Source organism: Microbacterium sp. NPDC055599, from assembly GCF_053618975.1.
Window position 1 is genome coordinate 1 of record NZ_JBSHIM010000014.1, and the last position, 15,690, is coordinate 15,690.

Below are 15,690 nucleotides of genomic sequence, written 5' to 3' on the forward strand. Positions count from 1 at the left end.
ACGGGCCGCCGATCTGGGGAGAACGGCGGCCCACCACCCCTCACTCCGCCAGACCGGAGGCAGCGGCTAGATCAGGCGGCGCAGGTCCGCGTCGGCGAGCAGCCGGCGCATCGTGGTGCGGCCGAGCGCGCTCATCGCCGGATTCGAGCGCTCGTAGTACCAGCCGAGGCCCGCGGCCTGCTGGAAGGCCCAGGCCGCGCCGCGCAACCAGGTCGTCGTGCCCACGTCGACCGCGTCCCGCAGCACCTCGCGCACCGGCGCGTCGAACAGGTGCCACGCGCACACCAGGTCGAGGGCGGGGTCGGCCGGACCGAAGTCGCCCCCGTCGAGCACACCGACCAGGCGGGTGCCGCCGTCCTCGGCGATCAGCAGGTTGAACGGGGTGAGGTCGCGGTGGCTCATGACCACGTCCTCGGCGGACGGCAGCGACCGCAGCTCCGACCACAGGGCGGTGGCCGCGGCGACATCGAAGAGCGACCCGCTGCGCGCGAGGCACTCCGCGACCCACTCGTCGTGGTCGGCCAGCACTCCGCCGCGGCCCCGACCGTCGAACCCGCGCCCTGCGACGTCGACCGCGCGCAGCGCACGGATCAGCGCCCCGAGGTCACGCGCGAGGTCCGCGGCATCGGCGTGGGCCAGCGGGTCGGCCGGTCGTCCGGGCACCCACGTCTGCACCGACCACGCCGACGGGTAGTCGGTCGACGGCGGCACGACGCGCACGGGGACCGGGGCGGCGAACGGCGTCGCCTCGGCGAACTCGTGCAGGGCGGCCGCCTCCCTCCGCAGCTGCTGCTCGGTGGTGGGCAACAGCGGGAAGCGCGCCACGAGGTCGTCGCCGAGCCGCACGATGGTGTTGACCGTGCCCGCCGCGGGGACCCTGCGCAGCGGTCGACCGTGCAGGTCGGGTGCATCCCGGGCGAGCAGACGGTCGGTGAGGGTGTCGTCGACCGTCAGCTCACCGTCGTGCATCGCCGGGTCAGCCGCGGAGCCGGGCCATCCACGCCTCGACCTCGTCGGCCGTGCGCGGGATGTCGGCCGACAGGTTCACGGGGCCGTCCTCCGTCATCAGGATGTCATCCTCGATCCGGACCCCGATGCCGCGCAGCTCGGCGGGCACCGTGAGGTCGTCGATCTGGAAATACAGACCGGGCTCGATCGTGAAGACCATGCCGGGGGCGAGGATGCCGTCGTAGTACATCTCGCGGCGGGCCTGAGCGCAGTCGTGCACGTCGATACCCAGGTGGTGCGAGGTGCCGTGCACCATGTAGCGGCGGTGCTGACCGCCGGCGTCGGCGTCCAGCGCCTCCTCCGCCGTGACCGGCAGCAGGCCCCACTCGGCGGTGCGCTCGGCGATCACGGCCATCGCGGCGGCGTGCACGTCGCGGAACCGCACGCCCACCCGGGCTGCCGCGAACGCGGCGTCGGCCGCCTCACGGACCGTCTCGTACACGCGCCGCTGCACGTCGGTGAAGGTGCCCGAGACCGGCAGGGTGCGCGTGATGTCCGCCGTGTACAGGCTGTCCGCCTCCACCCCCGCATCCACCAGGATCAGGTCTCCGGGAGCGACCACACCGTCGTTGCGCGTCCAGTGCAGGTAGCAGGCGTGCGGGCCGGACGCGGCGATCGTGTCGTAGCCCTCGCCGTTGCCGTCCTCGCGCGCGCGGCGGTGGAACACGCCCTCGACCACCCGTTCGCCGCGGGCGTGCGCGATCGCGGCGGGAAGCTCGCGGATGATGTCGTCGAAGCCGTTCGCGGTGATCTCCACCGCACGCCGCATCTCGGCGATCTCGAACTCGTCCTTGATGAGGCGCAGCTCGGAGACGACGCGGCTGAGGGTCTCGTCCTCGTCGAGGACGAGCTCTCCCTCGCTCGGGCGGAACTCGTGCAGGTGTGCCGTGGCGATCTGCAGGTCGGCGGCGACGCCGTCCAGCGAGGGGCGCGGGCCGATCCAGAACTCGCCGATCGTCGCGTCGGCGTAGAACTCGGTGGTGGTGCGGTCCGCGCGCTCGCGGAAGTAGAGGGTGACGTCGTGGCCGCCGTCGGTCGGCTCGAACACCAGGACGGAGTCGGGTTCGGCGTCCGACGCCCACCCCGTGAGGTGCGCGAACGCCGAGTGGGCGCGGAACACGTAGTCGGTGTCGTTGCTGCGCTGCTTGAGAGAGCCCGCCGGGATCACGAGGCGCTGCCCGGGGAAGGCGGCCGAGACGGCGGCGCGGCGCTTCGCCGCGAACGGTGCCTGCGCGCGCGGAGCCGGAACCGTCTCCGGACGCTCGGCCCATCCGGTCGAGATGGTGTCGAGGAAGCCCTGCGGGAAGGGCTGCTTGCGATTGGTCGAGCTGTTCTCGACGGGGGCTTCGACGGTCTCGTCAGCGATCGTGTCGCGTTCTCCGGTGCTCATCGCTCCAGTCTCTCACCCCGGGGCGCACGCGCAGGGTCAGCCGGCCGGTTCCAGCTGCACCACGAGCGCGCGGTGATCGCTGCCACCGGCGTCGTCCAGGACGACGGACCCCGTCGGGCGCCAGTTCGGAGAGGCCATCACGTGGTCGATGGGGGCCCCGGCCAGCGCGGGCAGGGAGCTGGGCCACGTGCCGGACAGACCGTTGCCCGTGCGAGAGGCGACGTCGCGGCAATAGCCCATGTCGCCCCCCTCCACGCCGAGCGACGCCATGTGGTCGACCGTGGCGTTGAAGTCACCCGCGAGGATGAAGTCGCCCGCCGGGCACTGGTCGGCGATCCACTGCAGGTCGCTCTGCCACTGCTGCATCTCCTCCATGCGCGGAGCGACCGCGTGCACGGCCACGATCGTCGGCCCGTCGCCGTCCACCGGCATCAGCACGACGCTCGGCACGGACCCGGTGTTGCTGCTGCCGTCCCTGGCGGACTCGATCACGGAGTACTCGCCCAGCTCGGGAGCGACCAGCACGGTCGTCTGCCACGACTGCGGGCCGTTCGGCACGTCGGGCCGGAACTGCACGTGGTGCACCCACATCGGGTGCCCCTGCTCCCGCAGCATCAACGCGATGCGCTCGCCGACCGCCTCGGTGGTCTCCGGCAGAGCGACGACGTCGGCACCCTGCTCCAGGATCCGCCGTGCGATCTCCTCCGCGGGAACGGCCTCGCCCGCCGTGTTCCAGGTCAGCACCCGCAGGCTGCTGTCGGTCGCGGCGGGGAGGGTGGCGCCGGTGAAGCCGCGCGTCGCGCCGATCACGCCGGTGGCCCCGGCACCCAGCAGCGCCACGATCAGGATCGACGCCGCGAACCCTCGGAGCGGCCGGGCCAGCAGCAGCAGGAGCGCCAGCACCGCGACGACGAGGAGCGCGCCGAGCACCAGGCCGCGGGCGGCGACCAGCTGCGCGAACGGGTAGGTCTGCTCGAGGCGGAAGAACTGCGGCCACACCACGATGGCCGTCGCGATCGCGAACAGCACGGTGAACAGGATCCCCAGGAGACGAAACATCCCCTCCAGCCTAGAAGCGACGCCTGTGAAAGCCCTGCCGCGACGCCGATCAGCGCGGCTGCGGATCCGCGGGTCCCGGCGCTCGCTACGCTCGGAGGATGCCCGCCGCGTCACACAGGTTTGCCGGTCCCGCCGACCTGCACCTGCACTCCAACCACTCCGACGGCACGGAGTCGCCCGCCGAGGTGATGCGGCAGGTGTACGCGCACGGTGTCCGCACGGCCGCACTGACCGATCACGACCGCACCACCGGCTGGACCGAGGCGGGCGACGCGGCGGTCGTCCTCGGCATGACGTTCCTGCCCGGAATGGAGCTCTCCGCCAAGCACGAGTGGCGCAGCGTGCACGTGCTGGGCTACCTCTTCGACCCGGACGACGCCGCGCTGCGCGCCGAGACCAACCGCATCCGCGACGACCGGATCGGACGGGCCGAGCGCATCGTGCGCAACATCGGTCGCGACTACGACCTGCAGTGGGACGACGTCGTCGCCCAGACCACGCTCGACGCCACGGTCGGCCGACCGCATATCGCCGACGCCCTCGTCGCGCGCGGCATCGTGCGGGATCGCACCGAAGCGTTCGACGGCATCCTGCACCCGCGCGAGGGCTACTACGAACCCCACTACGCCCCCGATCCGCTCACCGCCGTGCGGCTCATCACCGCCGCGGGCGGGGTGGCCGTCATCGCCCATCCCGTCACGACCGGCCGCGATCGCATGATGCCCGTGGCGTACATCGAACGGCTGATCGACGCGGGGCTCGGCGGCTTCGAGGTGGACCACCGCGAGAACACCGCGCAGGGCAAGACGATGCTGCGCGAGCTCGCGGCACGGCACGACCTCATCGTCACGGGGTCGAGCGACTACCACGGCAGCGGCAAGCCGAACCGCCCGGGGGAGAACACGACGGCCGAGGACATGGTGCAGCGCCTCATCGAGCGGGCGTCGGGCTCCACACCGCGCTACCCCTGACGACGCGCTGCCGTCGAGTGGCCGTGGCGGCGGGACCCGTGAGGAACGACGAGGGGCGCCGCACGGATGACCGTGCGGCGCCCCTCGGACGATGATGCGGCCGGCTCAGGCGCCGGCGACGGGCGCGGCGCCGGCGGCACCGGAGCCCCCGCGACGACGGCGGCGGCGGCGGGCGGGAGCCGGCTTGCCGTCGTGGTGCTCCTTGCCCGCACCGTCGTGCGTGCCGGCGCCCTCGGCGCTGCGGTCAGCGGACGCAGCGGAGGAGCCTTCGGACGCGGTGCCGTCGGCGGCACCCTCGGCGAACGTCGAACCGACCTGGCTCGAGCCCGTGCGGCGGCGGCGACGACGACGCGTGCCCGCCTCGCCCGTGCCCTCGGCCGCGGCGTCGGCGGCGCGCTCCGGACGACGGGTGCGCTCGGTCTTGACCGGCTCCTTCTTCGGCGCGGAGACCAGACGGCCCTTGGTGCCCTCGGGGATGTCGAGGTCGGTGTACAGGTGCGGGCTCGACGAGTACGTCTCGATCGGCTCCGGCTGGCCGAACTCCAGCGCCCGGTTGATGAGGGCCCACTTGTGCAGGTCCTCCCAGTCGACGAACGTGACCGCGATACCCGTCTTGCCCGCCCGGCCCGTGCGACCCGCGCGGTGGAGGTATGTCTTCTCCTCATCGGGGATCGTGTGGTTGATCACGTGCGTAACGTCGTCCACGTCGATGCCGCGGGCGGCGACGTCGGTCGCGACCAGCACGTCCTTCTTGCCCGCCTTGAACGCCGCCATCGACCGCTCGCGCTGGTCCTGACCCATGTCGCCGTGCACGCCGCCCACGTTGAACCCGCGGTCGCTGAGTTCGTCGACGAGACGCTGCGCGGCCCGCTTGGTGCGGGTGAAGATGACGGTCTTGCCGCGGCCCTCGGCCTGCAGGATGCGGGCAATGACCTCGTCCTTGTCGAGCGAGTGCGCGCGGTAGACGAGGTGCTTGATGTTGGCCTGCGTGAGACCCTCGTCGGGGTCGTTCGCGCGGATGTGGATCGGGTTGGTCATGAACCGGCGGGCCAGTGCCACGATCGGTCCGGGCATGGTCGCCGAGAACAGCTGGGTGTGGCGCACGGCCGGGACCTTCTGGAAGATCTTCTCGATGTCGGCGAGGAAGCCCAGGTCGAGCATCTTGTCGGCCTCGTCGAGCACGACCTCGGTCGCGTTCGACAGGTCGAGCAGGCGCTGACCGGCCAGGTCGATCAGACGGCCGGGGGTGCCGACGACGATCTGCGCGCCCGCCTTGAGCTGGTCGATCTGACCCTCGTAGGCCTTGCCGCCGTAGATGGCGACGACGCTGGTCGAGCGGTTGCTGGTGAGCAGGTCGATGTCTTCGTACACCTGCACCGCGAGCTCGCGGGTGGGGACGACGATCAGCGCCTTGACGCCGTGCTCCGGGTCCTTCCCGAGCCGCTGCACGACGGGGATGCCGAAGCCGAAGGTCTTCCCGGTACCGGTCTTGGCCTGGCCGATGATGTCCTGGCCAGGCAGGCCGAGGGGGATGGTCTGCTCCTGGATCGGGAAGGCATCCACGATGCCCTTCGCGGCCAGTGCGTCGACGATGTCCTGATCGATGCCGAGATCGGCGAAAGTTGTCACTGTTTTCAGATTGCCTGTCCGGCGACCCGCGGGGATCGCCACGTAAACGGAGCCACGCCGTCTCTTGTGCCACAGGCGCGGGGCCCCGCTCCGACGGCGGGGACAGGGACAGCCTACCGGAGCCCCTCTCTCCGCCAGGAAGAAGCGCGGGCCCGAGTATTGTGAACGACGTGGTGGACTCGGGAGGACGGCCTCGTGGTTAAGTGGTTCTGGCAGCGCGACCGTGCGCCGCGGCGCGCCCTCGCACTGCGCAGTCGCGGCGAGCAGGGCGATGCGACCCGGGTCGATTTCGCCGAGCTGGCGCCCGAGCTTCCGCGCTTCCTCGGTCAGGCCGCCTACCTGCAGCTCGGCTACTTCGAGACGCTGACGCGACTCATCCGCGCGACACCCGAGCTGTCCGAGAAAGAGGCCCTGTCGCGCGCGGCGGGTGCCGCCCTCACCAAGCACCGCGGCATCGTCGACCTGATCGCCGAGCGCGGAGACGACCCCACGCAGCTGATGCTCCCCTTCCGCGAGCACCTCGACGCGTTCCGCCGCAAGACCATCGGCGCGCGCCCCCGGGAGACGCTCCTCGCCGTGTACATCACCGCGGGCATGCTCGACGACTTCTATCTCGCCCTCGCGTCCAGCTACGGAGAGCCGGGGCGGCGCGTCGCCGAGATCCTGCGCGAGGACGACGCCAGGCACGAGATCGTCGCGATCATCCAGGAGACGATCGAGAGCGACGAGGAGTGGCGGTCGCTGCTGTCGATGTGGGCGCGGCGCCTCGTGGGCGACACGATCCTCGTGTGCCGTGCCGCGCTGCGACCCGAACTGCTCGCCGTCGAGGAGGAGCGCATCGAGCCGGTCTACACCGAGCTCATGGGCGCGCATGCTCGACGCATGGACGCGATGGGCCTCGCCTCCTGAGCGGGCGGGCCCGCCGGGTCAGATCCCGAGCGCGGCCTTCGTCTCGGCGTCCGAGCGCCGGCGCAGGGCGGTGACCCCGACCGCGACCGCGGCCGAGACCACCACGGAGCCGAGGATGCTCGCGAGCCAGAGCCACGGGCTGTCCTCGCCGACGCCCGCCCACTGGAGCACGGTGTAGAGGAGCGCCGCCGTCGCGGTGGCGACGGCCGGAGCCAGGGCCACGCCCCGGAGCTCACGGCCGCCGACGACGTAGTGCACGGCGATGCCGAGCGCGCATGCCGCGATCAGGGCGAGGAGGATGTACATCGGCGGTCAGGCGACGAAGCCGACGCGGCGCGACTCCTCGGTGCCCAGCTCGATGAAGGCGAGGTTCGCGGTCGGCACGATGTAGGAGTTGCCCTTCACATCGGCGAAGCTCAGGTGGCTCGCGCTCTGCTCCAGCGCCGCGGAGACCTGGGTGCGGACCTCGTCCGCCGAGGCGGCGGTGTCGAAGCTCAGCTCGCGGCCGGTGTTGATGATGCCGATGCGGATTTCCACGCGTGCTCCTTGAAGTTCGTCGGACTCGGCAACTCTATCGCGCGGCACCGGGGCCGGATCGGCTGTCGCCGCCGGTTTCGCCAGCAGCGCACAGCGCGCCCGCGCGGGGCGGGCGACGCCCATGTCGGCCGCTCCCGTTAGCGTGGAGGACATGACTTCGGATGCCGCTCAACGTGCCGTGATCATGGCGCCGCCGACCGCGTCCGGCGTCATCATCGGTGCCCCGGGCACCGGCAAGACGACGGTGCTGGTCGACCGCATCGTGCGGCTCATCGACGAGGAGGGGCTGCGGCCGGAAGAGGTGCTCGCGCTCACCCCGAGTCGACAGGCCGCGACGGCGCTGCGCGATCACATCGGCGTGCGCGTGGGACAGGCGACCCCCGGCCCGCTCGCCCGCTCGCTCGGTTCGTTCGCCTTCCAGCTCGTCCGCGGGGCGATGGTGCGCGAGGGCGCCGAGCCGCCCGCGCTGCTGACGGGCGCCGACCAGGACCGCATCATCGCGGAGCTGCTCGCGGGAGACACGGAGGACGGCCGCATCGCCTGGCCCGAGTCGCTCAGCGCCTCCGTGCGGGCGTCGAGAGGATTCCGGTCGGAGCTGCGCGCGTTCCTGGCCGAGTGCACCGAGCTGGGCGTGCACCCCGAGGAGCTGCGGTCGTCGGGCAACGAGGTGTGGGCGGCCGCTGCGGAGTTCCTGGTGGAGTACCGCACGGTGCTCGACGCCCTGCGGTCGGCCCACCGCGACGCGGCCGACCTGCTCAGCGAGGCGAGCGCGATCCTGCGCACGGCCGATGCCGCCACCCTCGGCCCGCTCGCGCCCGTGCGCGCGGTGCTGATCGACGATGCGCAGGAGCTCACGCGCGGGGGCATCGCGGTCGTCCGGGCCCTGCTCGACCGCGGGGTCGCGGTGCTGGCCTTCGGCGACCCCGACATCTCGTCCGGGGCGTTCCGTGGCGCGAGCCCCGAGCTCTTCTCGCAGCTGGCGGGGGCGCTCGGCGACGTGCACGTGCTCGACGGGGCGCACCGACAGCACGCCGCGCTCACCGCGCTCACCCGCACCGTGACGCAGGCGATCGGGGTGTCGGGGCGCGTGGAGCATCGGCGGGCGCCCGCGCCGCTCGCGGGGGAGGACGAGGCCGCCGTCGTGTCCACCTTCCTCGCGCCGTCGCCCTACGAGGAGTTCGACCGCATCGCGGGGGTGATGCGCGACTGGCATCTGAGCGACGGAGTGCCGTGGGATCGGATGGCGGTGATCGCCCACGACACCCGTCAGGTCACCGCCCTGGAGACCGAGCTGGCGGCGCGGGAGATCCCCACGCGAGCCGCCGGGGTGCAGCGACCGCTCGGCAGCGAGGGGATCGTGCGCGACATCGTCGGGATCGTCCGTCTTGCGCTGACCCCCGACGAGGAGCGGACGGTACAGGCGTGGGAGGACGCACTGCGGACGCCGTTCGGGGGCATGGATGCGATCGCCCTCCGACGACTCAGGGCGCGGCTGCGGCATCTCGAACTCGCCGACGGGGGATCGACGCCCGCGCGCGAACTGCTGCGTCAGGCTCTGTCGCAGCCCGCGACCCTCACCCTCATCGACGCCCCCGAGTCGCGCACGGCGGAGCGCTTCGCGGAGACGGTCGAGGCGGTCACCAGGGCCGCCGCGGATGGCGAGACCATCCACGATCTGCTGTGGCGCGTGTGGGAGCAGGCCAGGGCGGTGGACGGTCGCTGGCTGTCGGTGGCGTGGCGGGAGATCTCGCTGCTGCCGACCGGGGCGGAGACCGCGCGCTCGCTCGACGCGCTGGTGGCCCTGTTCGACGCGGCCAAGCGGTTCGTGGAGCGCACGCCGAACGAGAAGCCCGAAGTGTTCGTGCGCGACATCCTCGACAGCGAGGTCCCGGAGGACACACTGTCGACGCCGGAGCGTCCCGGCACGGTCACCCTCCTCACCCCCGCGACCGCATTGGGCACGGAATTCGACGCGGTCGTCGTCGCCGGGGTGCAGGACGGCGTCTGGCCCAACGTACGGCTGCGCGGCGGGCTCCTGCAGACGTGGCGGCTGCCCGGGGCGCTCGCCGCCGCCCGCACCGGTGTGCCCGACGAGCCGCCCGGTGTGCTCGACCGCCGACGGGCGGCCCTGCACGACGAGCTCCGTCTGTTCGTGCGGGCGATCTCGCGCGCCCGCGGCCGACTGCTGATCACGGCGGTCGACGACGACGACCTCACCCCCAGCCCGTTCTTCGGCTTCCTTCCGCCCCCGGAGCCCCAGGAAAGGCATGCGTCCGCGGAGCACCCGCTCACCCTGCGGGGCCTGGTCGCGCGCCACCGGCGCACGCTCACCACGGTGACGGCCGAGCCGCTGCGGCGCGAAGCCGCAGCGCAATTGGCGGTGCTGGCGCGGGAGGGCGTGCCGGGAGCCGACCCCGCCGAGTGGTACGGCGTGCGGCCGGCATCCACGCGGGCTCCGCTGCGCGACCTCGCGACCTCGGGTGCCCGCGTGTCGCCGTCGGCGGTCGAGTCGTTCGAGGAGTGCGGCCTGAACTGGGTGGTCTCGGCCCTCGGCGGCGACACCGTCATGCCCCCGACGGCGGGAATCGGCACGATCGTGCACGAGGCCATGGAGCGCGTGCCCGACGGCGACCTCGAGCGCATGCGGGCGATCGTCGCCGAGCACTGGCCGGAACTCGACTTCGAGACCGAGTGGATCGGACGCAAGGAGCGTCGTCGTGCCGACCTCTTCGTCGACCGGCTGCACACGTATCTCGGCGATGTCGCGCGCGACGGAGGCCGGGTGCTCGGCAGCGAGGTCGAGTTCCGGTTCGCGGTCGATGCCCGGGAGGGCGCGGAAGAGCCGACCGTGCATCCGGTCGACGAGGAGCGGGCACACCGGGCGATCGTGCACGGGTACATCGATCGGGTGGAGTCGTATCCCACCGGTGCGGGTGACCACCCGCACGCGCGAGGACGGGGATGGGAGCGCATGACCGGCGACGCCGAGGGCACGACCGTGGTCGTCGACCTCAAGACGGGCAAGACCGACCCGGAGACCGACGGTGCGGTGCGGGAGCATGTGCAGCTCGCGGCGTACCAGATCGCCGTGCAACAGGGGCTGGTGCCGGGCGCGACCCCGAGGTCGCTCGGCGGCGCGCGACTCGTGATCGTCTCCAAGACCCTGGCGAAGAGCGACTACCGCATCGCCCATCAGCACGCGCTCGACGGCGACGCGCGGCGGCAGTTCCTGCAGCGCGTGGCGGAGGTGGCGCGGGGCATGTCGGCCGCGGGGTTCACGGCCCAGGTCGAGTCGCACTGCGCCGACACGCAGCGCCGCGTGCACCCGTGCCGCATCCACACGGTCCCGGCGGTGAGCTCGTGACCGTGGCGGCGCCCGAGGTGGTGCTCTCGGCGACCGACATCGCCGCGGCGCTCGGCCTGCCCACGCCGACTCCCGCCCAGCAGGAGGTGATCGAGGCCCCGCTCGAGCCGGCGCTCGTGGTGGCCGGGGCGGGCAGCGGCAAGACCGAGACGATGTCGGCGCGCGTGGTGTGGCTCGTGGCGACGGGTCGCGTGCGGCGCGACGAGATCCTCGGGCTGACCTTCACCCGCAAGGCCGCCGGCGAGCTGGCGGAGCGGATCGGTGCGCGTCTCGCGGTCGTCGACGAGTACGGCCGACGGGGACTGCTGCCGCACCTGCCCGCGATCGTCCGCAGCGACGCCCTCGACCGGGTGGCGGAGGCGGCGTCGGGACGGCAGCGCGACCTGGTGCGCGCCACGGTCCTCGACGACCTCGCCCGTCGGTTCGACACGGGTTGGGACCCGGCAGCGCCGCGGACGGCGGAAGACCTGATGATCCGACCGCGCGTGTCGACGTACAACGCGTTCGCGGACGGGATCGTGCGCGAGCATGCGGCCCGGATCGGCCGTGATCCCGATGTCGCCATGCTCAGTCAGGCGGCGTCCTGGATGCTGGCGCGGGAGGTGGTGCTCCGCAGCGACCTGCCGCAGCTGGAGGAGATCGACTACGCGCTCGGCACGGTCATCGACGCGGTGCAGCGCTTGGCCGGTGACGCGCTGGACCACCGGGTCGACCTCGCGCTGGCCGAGCGCATCGCGGTGGAGCAGGCGCGCGCGTTCGAGCCGTACCGGAGCAACGCGGACGTCGAGAAGGCGGCGATCAACCTGCTGAGCCTGCCCACGCTCACCGCCCTGGTGCGCGAGTACATCGCGGAGAAGCAGCGCCGGGGGGTGCTGGACTTCGCGGATCAGGTCGGCGGCGCCTACGACATCGTGGAGTCGGCCCCTGATGTGCGGGCCGAACTGCGCGAGCAGCACCGCGTCGTGCTCCTCGACGAGTACCAGGACACCTCGGTCATCCAGACCCGCTTCCTCGCCGAGCTGTTCCGCGATACGGCCGTCATGGCGGTGGGCGACCCGCATCAGTCGATCTACGGCTGGCGTGGAGCCAGCGCCGACAACCTCTACGCGTTCTCCCGGTCGTTCGCGAGCGCGGGGGCGGTGCGCACGTACAGCCTGATGACGAGCTGGCGCAACGACCGGGGCATCCTCGACATCGCGAACCGGGTGCTGGAGCCGCTGCAGCGCCCCGGACTGGACGTGCCGCCGCTGGAGGCGCGTCCCGGGGCGGGCGACGGCGGCGTGGAGGTGCGCTTCCCGCTCACGGTCGATGAGGAGGCGGCGGCGGTGGCGGACTGGTTCGTGCAGCGCCGCGCCGCACACGACGCGGGGGAGGGGGCGCGGGCCGGATCCCCGCACACGGGCGCGATCCTGTTCCGCTCGAAGCGTCACATGCAGACGTTCGCAGCGGCGCTGGCGGCCCGAGGGGTGCCGCACCGCATCCTCGGGCTGGGCGGCCTGCTCGCCACGCCGGAGGTGGTCGACGTGGTTTCCACGCTGCGGGTCGTGCACGACCCCACCGCCGGTTCGGCCCTCATCCGGCTGCTGACCGGACCGCGTTTCGGGGTGGGAGTCGCCGACATGGCGGCGCTGTACGACCTCGGCCGCACGCTGGCCGAGCGCGACACGACGATGCTCCCGCTCCCGGACGAGGTGCGGGTGCGGCTGCGTTCGTCGCGCGGAGCGGACGAGGCCGTGTCGATCGTGGACGCGGTCGACGTGGTGCGCGCGGTGCGAGACGACTACCGCCTGCTCGAGGCCATCACCCCGGAGGGCCGGGCGCGGATCCGCGCCGCGGGGGAGATGCTGGAGCGGTTGCGCCGCGCGTCGTCGCAACCGATCCCCGAGCTGATCCGTCTGATCGAGTTGGAGCTCCGCCTCGACATCGAGCTCGCCGCCAACGAGACCCGCGGACCGGCGCGGATCGCGGCGACGCAGTTGCGGGCGTTCGCCGACGAGGTCCGTGCGTTCCTCGCCGCCGACGACCGCGGCACGATCGGCAGCCTCCTCGCGTGGCTCGACAAGGCGGAGAGCACGGACGAACTGATGCCGCGCCCCGAGCCGCCGGAGCCGGGCGTGGTGCAGCTGCTCACGATCCACGGGTCCAAGGGGCTCGAATGGGATGCGGTGGCGGTGGTGCGACTCGTGGTGGACGAACTGCCCGGTCGCATCGCCGACACGTCGGGCTGGTTCGGGTTCGGCGTGGTGCCGTTCGAGCTGCGCGGCGATCGTGACGCGCTGCCGAGGTTCACGTGGGACCCGGAGGATGCGGTGGGGGTCGAGACCGATCCGGTCAAGCGGCAGAAGCTCGCGCAGGCCTCGCTGTCGGGCGGCGCCACCCAGGCGAACCCTCAGGGCGGCGCACTCAAGCGCTTCAAGGACGCCTACCGCGAGTACCAGCGCCAGGAGGAGCGGCGCCTGGCGTATGTCGCGATCACCCGCGCCCGGAGCGACCTGCTGCTGACCGGGGCGCACTGGGCGGGGCAGAAGGCGCCGCGCACTCCGAGCCCGTATCTGCTGGAGGCGATCGAGGTGCGGGGCCTCGCGCCGATCGATGGCGTGGACCCCGACGAGAACCCGTACGACGGTCCGGGTGCGACCCTGCACTGGCCGCTCGACCCGCTCGGCGCACGGCGACCCGTGGTGATGCCTGCCGCGGCGGCGGTCGAGGAGGAGCTGCGATCGGGCACCGCGACCCCCACGCCCGAGCTGCAGCGACTGCTGGCGGAACGCGAGGCCCGCCAGCGGGGCACTGCGGCGGACGCTCCGACCCGTGTCCCTGCGTCGCGCTTCAAGGACTACGTCACCGACTACGCGGGAACGCTCGCGTCGATCGTGCGCCCCATGCCGGAGCGTCCCTATCGGCAGACGCGCCTGGGCACGCTGTTCCACGCCTGGGTCGAGCAGCGCTCCGAACTGGTGGGGGTCGGCTCCCGCGTCGATGAGGCGCTGTGGGAGCAGGACGAGGACGAGCCGTTCGCCGACGCCGTGTTCGACGGCGCCGGCCCCGGCGCGGTGGCCGACGCCGCCGAGCTCGCGGTGCTGCAGCGCACGTTCGAGCAGAGCGAGTGGGGGTCGTTGCAGCCCCTGGCGGTCGAGATCGAGATCGACTTCGCGCTCGGTGCGGGCGGGGAAGGGTACGAGGACGAGCGCGGACACATCGTGATCTGCAAACTCGATGCCGTGTACCGCCGCGCGGACCGTGGCGGCCGCCTCGAGATCGTCGACTGGAAGACCGGTCGCGCGCCCCGGACGGCCGAGGAGCGGGAGGAGCGGATGCTGCAGCTCGCGCTGTACCGCCTCGCGTACCACCGGCGCTTCGGGGTGCCGCTCGACGAGATCGACGTGGCGCTGTACTACGTCGCAGACGACCTCGTCATCCGCGGGGACCGGGTCTATTCGGAGGAGGAGCTTTTCCAGCGCTGGAGTGCCGCGCGCGCCGCCCGCTGAGCCTCTTCGGAGTCGTCCCCGTCGTCCGCGCCTCCGTCGTGGCCGCCCGCGGTGGGCGCCGCGTCGACGTCACGCGAGCCGTGCGTTCCCGCGAACCCGGAGCGCACGCCGGAGAGGTCCTCGGTGTCGAGCTCGACCGCGCTGAAGCGCGGGGCGTCGCCCGCCGGAGCCTCGGCGTCGCTCCGCGTCGCACGACTCCACGGCCTGGGCGCGTCCGCTTCTGCCGGAGTGGAGCCGGGCTCCGCGTCGTCCCGCGCCTCGGCGTCCGCGACCCACAGGTCGTCGGGGTTGTAGGCGTCGGTCTGCATGGACGTGTCGACCTCGGGCGCGCGGGCGACCGGGACCCGGTCGAGTGCCTCCATCGCGGAGTCCACGCCGCTGCGGCGCTCGGCGGTCGCGATCCCGCGGTCGTTCAGGCCCTCCGCGAGAGCGGTGAGAAGTGCGGCGGCGTCGTCGACGATGTCGGGGCGGTGCAGCGCGTCGCCGTGAACGAGCCAGCGCGCGAACTCGAGCTCGGCGAGCAGCCGGGCACGGGCGTCGAGCCCGGCGTCGGGGCCACGGTCGACGGTGCGGGCATAGGCGGCCTGCACATCGGTGGCGGCATCCGGCGCGGCCGACAGCCAGGAGAGGTCGACCGCGGGGTCGCCCACCGCGAGCCCGTGCCAGCCCACGAGCCCGGTGACCCGGGGGCCCTCGTGCGGGTCGTCGTCGAACAGGAAGGAGGTCGCCTGCACCCCGCCGAGGACGACGGTGGACTCGAAGCGCCACAGCTCGTCGTCCGCGATCGCGTCGCGCCAGCGCACGGTGAGCCGCGCGGGGACGCGGCCGGTGGCGGCGGCGGTGTCGACGAGTCGTTCGAGCTCGGCGCGGCTCTCGTCGGCGCTGCGCGTGGGGAGCCCCGCGCCGCGGACGACGGAGGTGGGCATGCCGTGCACGGCGGCGATCGCGGCGCCCATCGACTCGGCGGCACCGCGGCCGGCGGGCACCATCGGCGCCTCGATCTGGAAGCCGGGCAACAGCTCGGTCACCAGTGCGCGTCCGTCACCCAGGCGTGTCTCGCCCACGTACGCCGGGGCGCGGAAGGGCAGCATGGCGCGGGCGCCGTCGGTGAGCGCGCGCAACGCGATGGCTTCGGCCGCGAGCTCGCGCGCCGCATCGTCGTCGTCGGCCACGCGGATCGCCAGTTCCCTGCCGTCGGCGAGAGAGGCGACGGCGGAGTCGAAGCGGCCGTCGCCGTCGGCGGTGAGCGCTCGGGTGCCCGTGACCTCAGCGCCGGGAAGTGCGGCCGTCACCGCCGCGGCTAGAGTGAATGGAGAGCGTCCCATGCCCCCAGGG

11 protein-coding genes are annotated in these 15,690 nt (G+C 72.8%); 4 read left to right on the forward strand and 7 right to left on the reverse strand.

Features of this window, described 5'->3' with window-relative positions; all coding sequences use genetic code 11:
• Window positions 1-66: 66 nt before the first annotated feature.
• The 3 genes from ACWGQ1_RS14035 to ACWGQ1_RS14045 are packed head-to-tail and all read right to left on the reverse strand — an operon-like array spanning window position 67 to window position 3,457.
• Entirely contained in the window at window positions 67-969 is a 903-nt protein-coding gene (locus ACWGQ1_RS14035) for a phosphotransferase (RefSeq protein ID WP_452313156.1), read from the reverse strand.
• 7 nt (window positions 970-976) lie between these two features.
• Window positions 977-2,398 carry an aminopeptidase P family protein gene (locus tag ACWGQ1_RS14040; protein WP_136029985.1) on the reverse strand — a complete coding sequence of 474 codons (1,422 nt, stop codon included), beginning with the start codon at window positions 2,396-2,398 and terminating at the stop codon, window positions 977-979.
• A 36-nt stretch (window positions 2,399-2,434) separates the two neighbouring features.
• Window positions 2,435-3,457, reverse strand: a complete 1,023-nt coding sequence (locus ACWGQ1_RS14045; protein WP_136029982.1) for an endonuclease/exonuclease/phosphatase family protein — start codon at window positions 3,455-3,457, stop codon at window positions 2,435-2,437.
• A gap of 98 nt (window positions 3,458-3,555) precedes the next feature.
• On the opposite strand from ACWGQ1_RS14045, the gene ACWGQ1_RS14050 reads away from it, so the two are divergent.
• Window positions 3,556-4,428 carry a PHP domain-containing protein gene (locus ACWGQ1_RS14050; RefSeq protein WP_452313157.1) on the forward strand — a complete coding sequence of 291 codons (873 nt, stop codon included), beginning with the start codon at window positions 3,556-3,558 and terminating at the stop codon, window positions 4,426-4,428.
• Between the two features lie 105 nt (window positions 4,429-4,533).
• Here ACWGQ1_RS14050 and ACWGQ1_RS14055 read toward each other — a convergent pair whose 3' ends face one another.
• A complete protein-coding gene (locus ACWGQ1_RS14055; RefSeq protein ID WP_452313158.1) occupies window positions 4,534-6,057 on the reverse strand; it encodes a DEAD/DEAH box helicase in 1,524 nt (507 codons plus the stop codon).
• Between the two features lie 195 nt (window positions 6,058-6,252).
• Between ACWGQ1_RS14055 and ACWGQ1_RS14060 the strand changes: the two genes are divergently transcribed.
• The gene (locus ACWGQ1_RS14060) at window positions 6,253-6,966 is read left to right on the forward strand and encodes a ferritin-like fold-containing protein (protein ID WP_136029975.1); all 714 of its coding nucleotides are present in this window, start codon (window positions 6,253-6,255) and stop codon (window positions 6,964-6,966) included.
• Between the two features lie 18 nt (window positions 6,967-6,984).
• Here ACWGQ1_RS14060 and ACWGQ1_RS14065 read toward each other — a convergent pair whose 3' ends face one another.
• A complete protein-coding gene (locus ACWGQ1_RS14065; protein WP_136029973.1) occupies window positions 6,985-7,272 on the reverse strand; it encodes a hypothetical protein in 288 nt (95 codons plus the stop codon).
• Window positions 7,273-7,278: 6 nt separating this feature from the next.
• On the reverse strand, window positions 7,279-7,503 hold the full coding sequence (locus ACWGQ1_RS14070; RefSeq protein WP_136029971.1) for a DUF3107 domain-containing protein: 225 nt from the start codon (window positions 7,501-7,503) through the stop codon (window positions 7,279-7,281).
• A gap of 151 nt (window positions 7,504-7,654) precedes the next feature.
• Here ACWGQ1_RS14070 and ACWGQ1_RS14075 point away from each other — a divergent pair, with 151 nt between their 5' ends.
• Together ACWGQ1_RS14075 and ACWGQ1_RS14080 are read left to right on the forward strand one after the other, a co-directional pair.
• Window positions 7,655-10,867, forward strand: a complete 3,213-nt coding sequence (locus ACWGQ1_RS14075) for a PD-(D/E)XK nuclease family protein (protein ID WP_452313159.1) — start codon at window positions 7,655-7,657, stop codon at window positions 10,865-10,867.
• Window positions 10,831-14,355, forward strand: a complete 3,525-nt coding sequence (locus ACWGQ1_RS14080; RefSeq protein ID WP_452313160.1) for a UvrD-helicase domain-containing protein — start codon at window positions 10,831-10,833, stop codon at window positions 14,353-14,355. Before ACWGQ1_RS14075 ends, ACWGQ1_RS14080 begins: the two co-directional genes overlap by 37 nt.
• Here ACWGQ1_RS14080 and ACWGQ1_RS14085 read toward each other — a convergent pair.
• Window positions 14,301-15,680, reverse strand: a complete 1,380-nt coding sequence (locus ACWGQ1_RS14085) for a hypothetical protein (RefSeq protein ID WP_452313161.1) — start codon at window positions 15,678-15,680, stop codon at window positions 14,301-14,303. The genes ACWGQ1_RS14080 and ACWGQ1_RS14085 overlap by 55 nt on opposite strands.
• Window positions 15,681-15,690 lie beyond the last annotated feature (10 nt).

Excerpts from the sequence above, each read along its gene's own strand:
- ACWGQ1_RS14035 (WP_452313156.1), bottom strand. The coding sequence starts at position 969 with ATGCACGACGGTGAGCTGACGGTCGACGACACCCTCACCGACCGTCTG.
- ACWGQ1_RS14040 (WP_136029985.1), bottom strand. The coding sequence starts at position 2,398 with ATGAGCACCGGAGAACGCGACACGATCGCTGACGAGACCGTCGAAGCC.
- ACWGQ1_RS14045 (WP_136029982.1), bottom strand. The coding sequence starts at position 3,457 with ATGTTTCGTCTCCTGGGGATCCTGTTCACCGTGCTGTTCGCGATCGCG.
- ACWGQ1_RS14050 (WP_452313157.1), top strand. The coding sequence starts at position 3,556 with ATGCCCGCCGCGTCACACAGGTTTGCCGGTCCCGCCGACCTGCACCTG.
- ACWGQ1_RS14065 (WP_136029973.1), bottom strand. The coding sequence starts at position 7,272 with ATGTACATCCTCCTCGCCCTGATCGCGGCATGCGCGCTCGGCATCGCC.
- ACWGQ1_RS14075 (WP_452313159.1), top strand. The coding sequence starts at position 7,655 with ATGACTTCGGATGCCGCTCAACGTGCCGTGATCATGGCGCCGCCGACC.
- ACWGQ1_RS14085 (WP_452313161.1), bottom strand. The coding sequence starts at position 15,680 with ATGGGACGCTCTCCATTCACTCTAGCCGCGGCGGTGACGGCCGCACTT.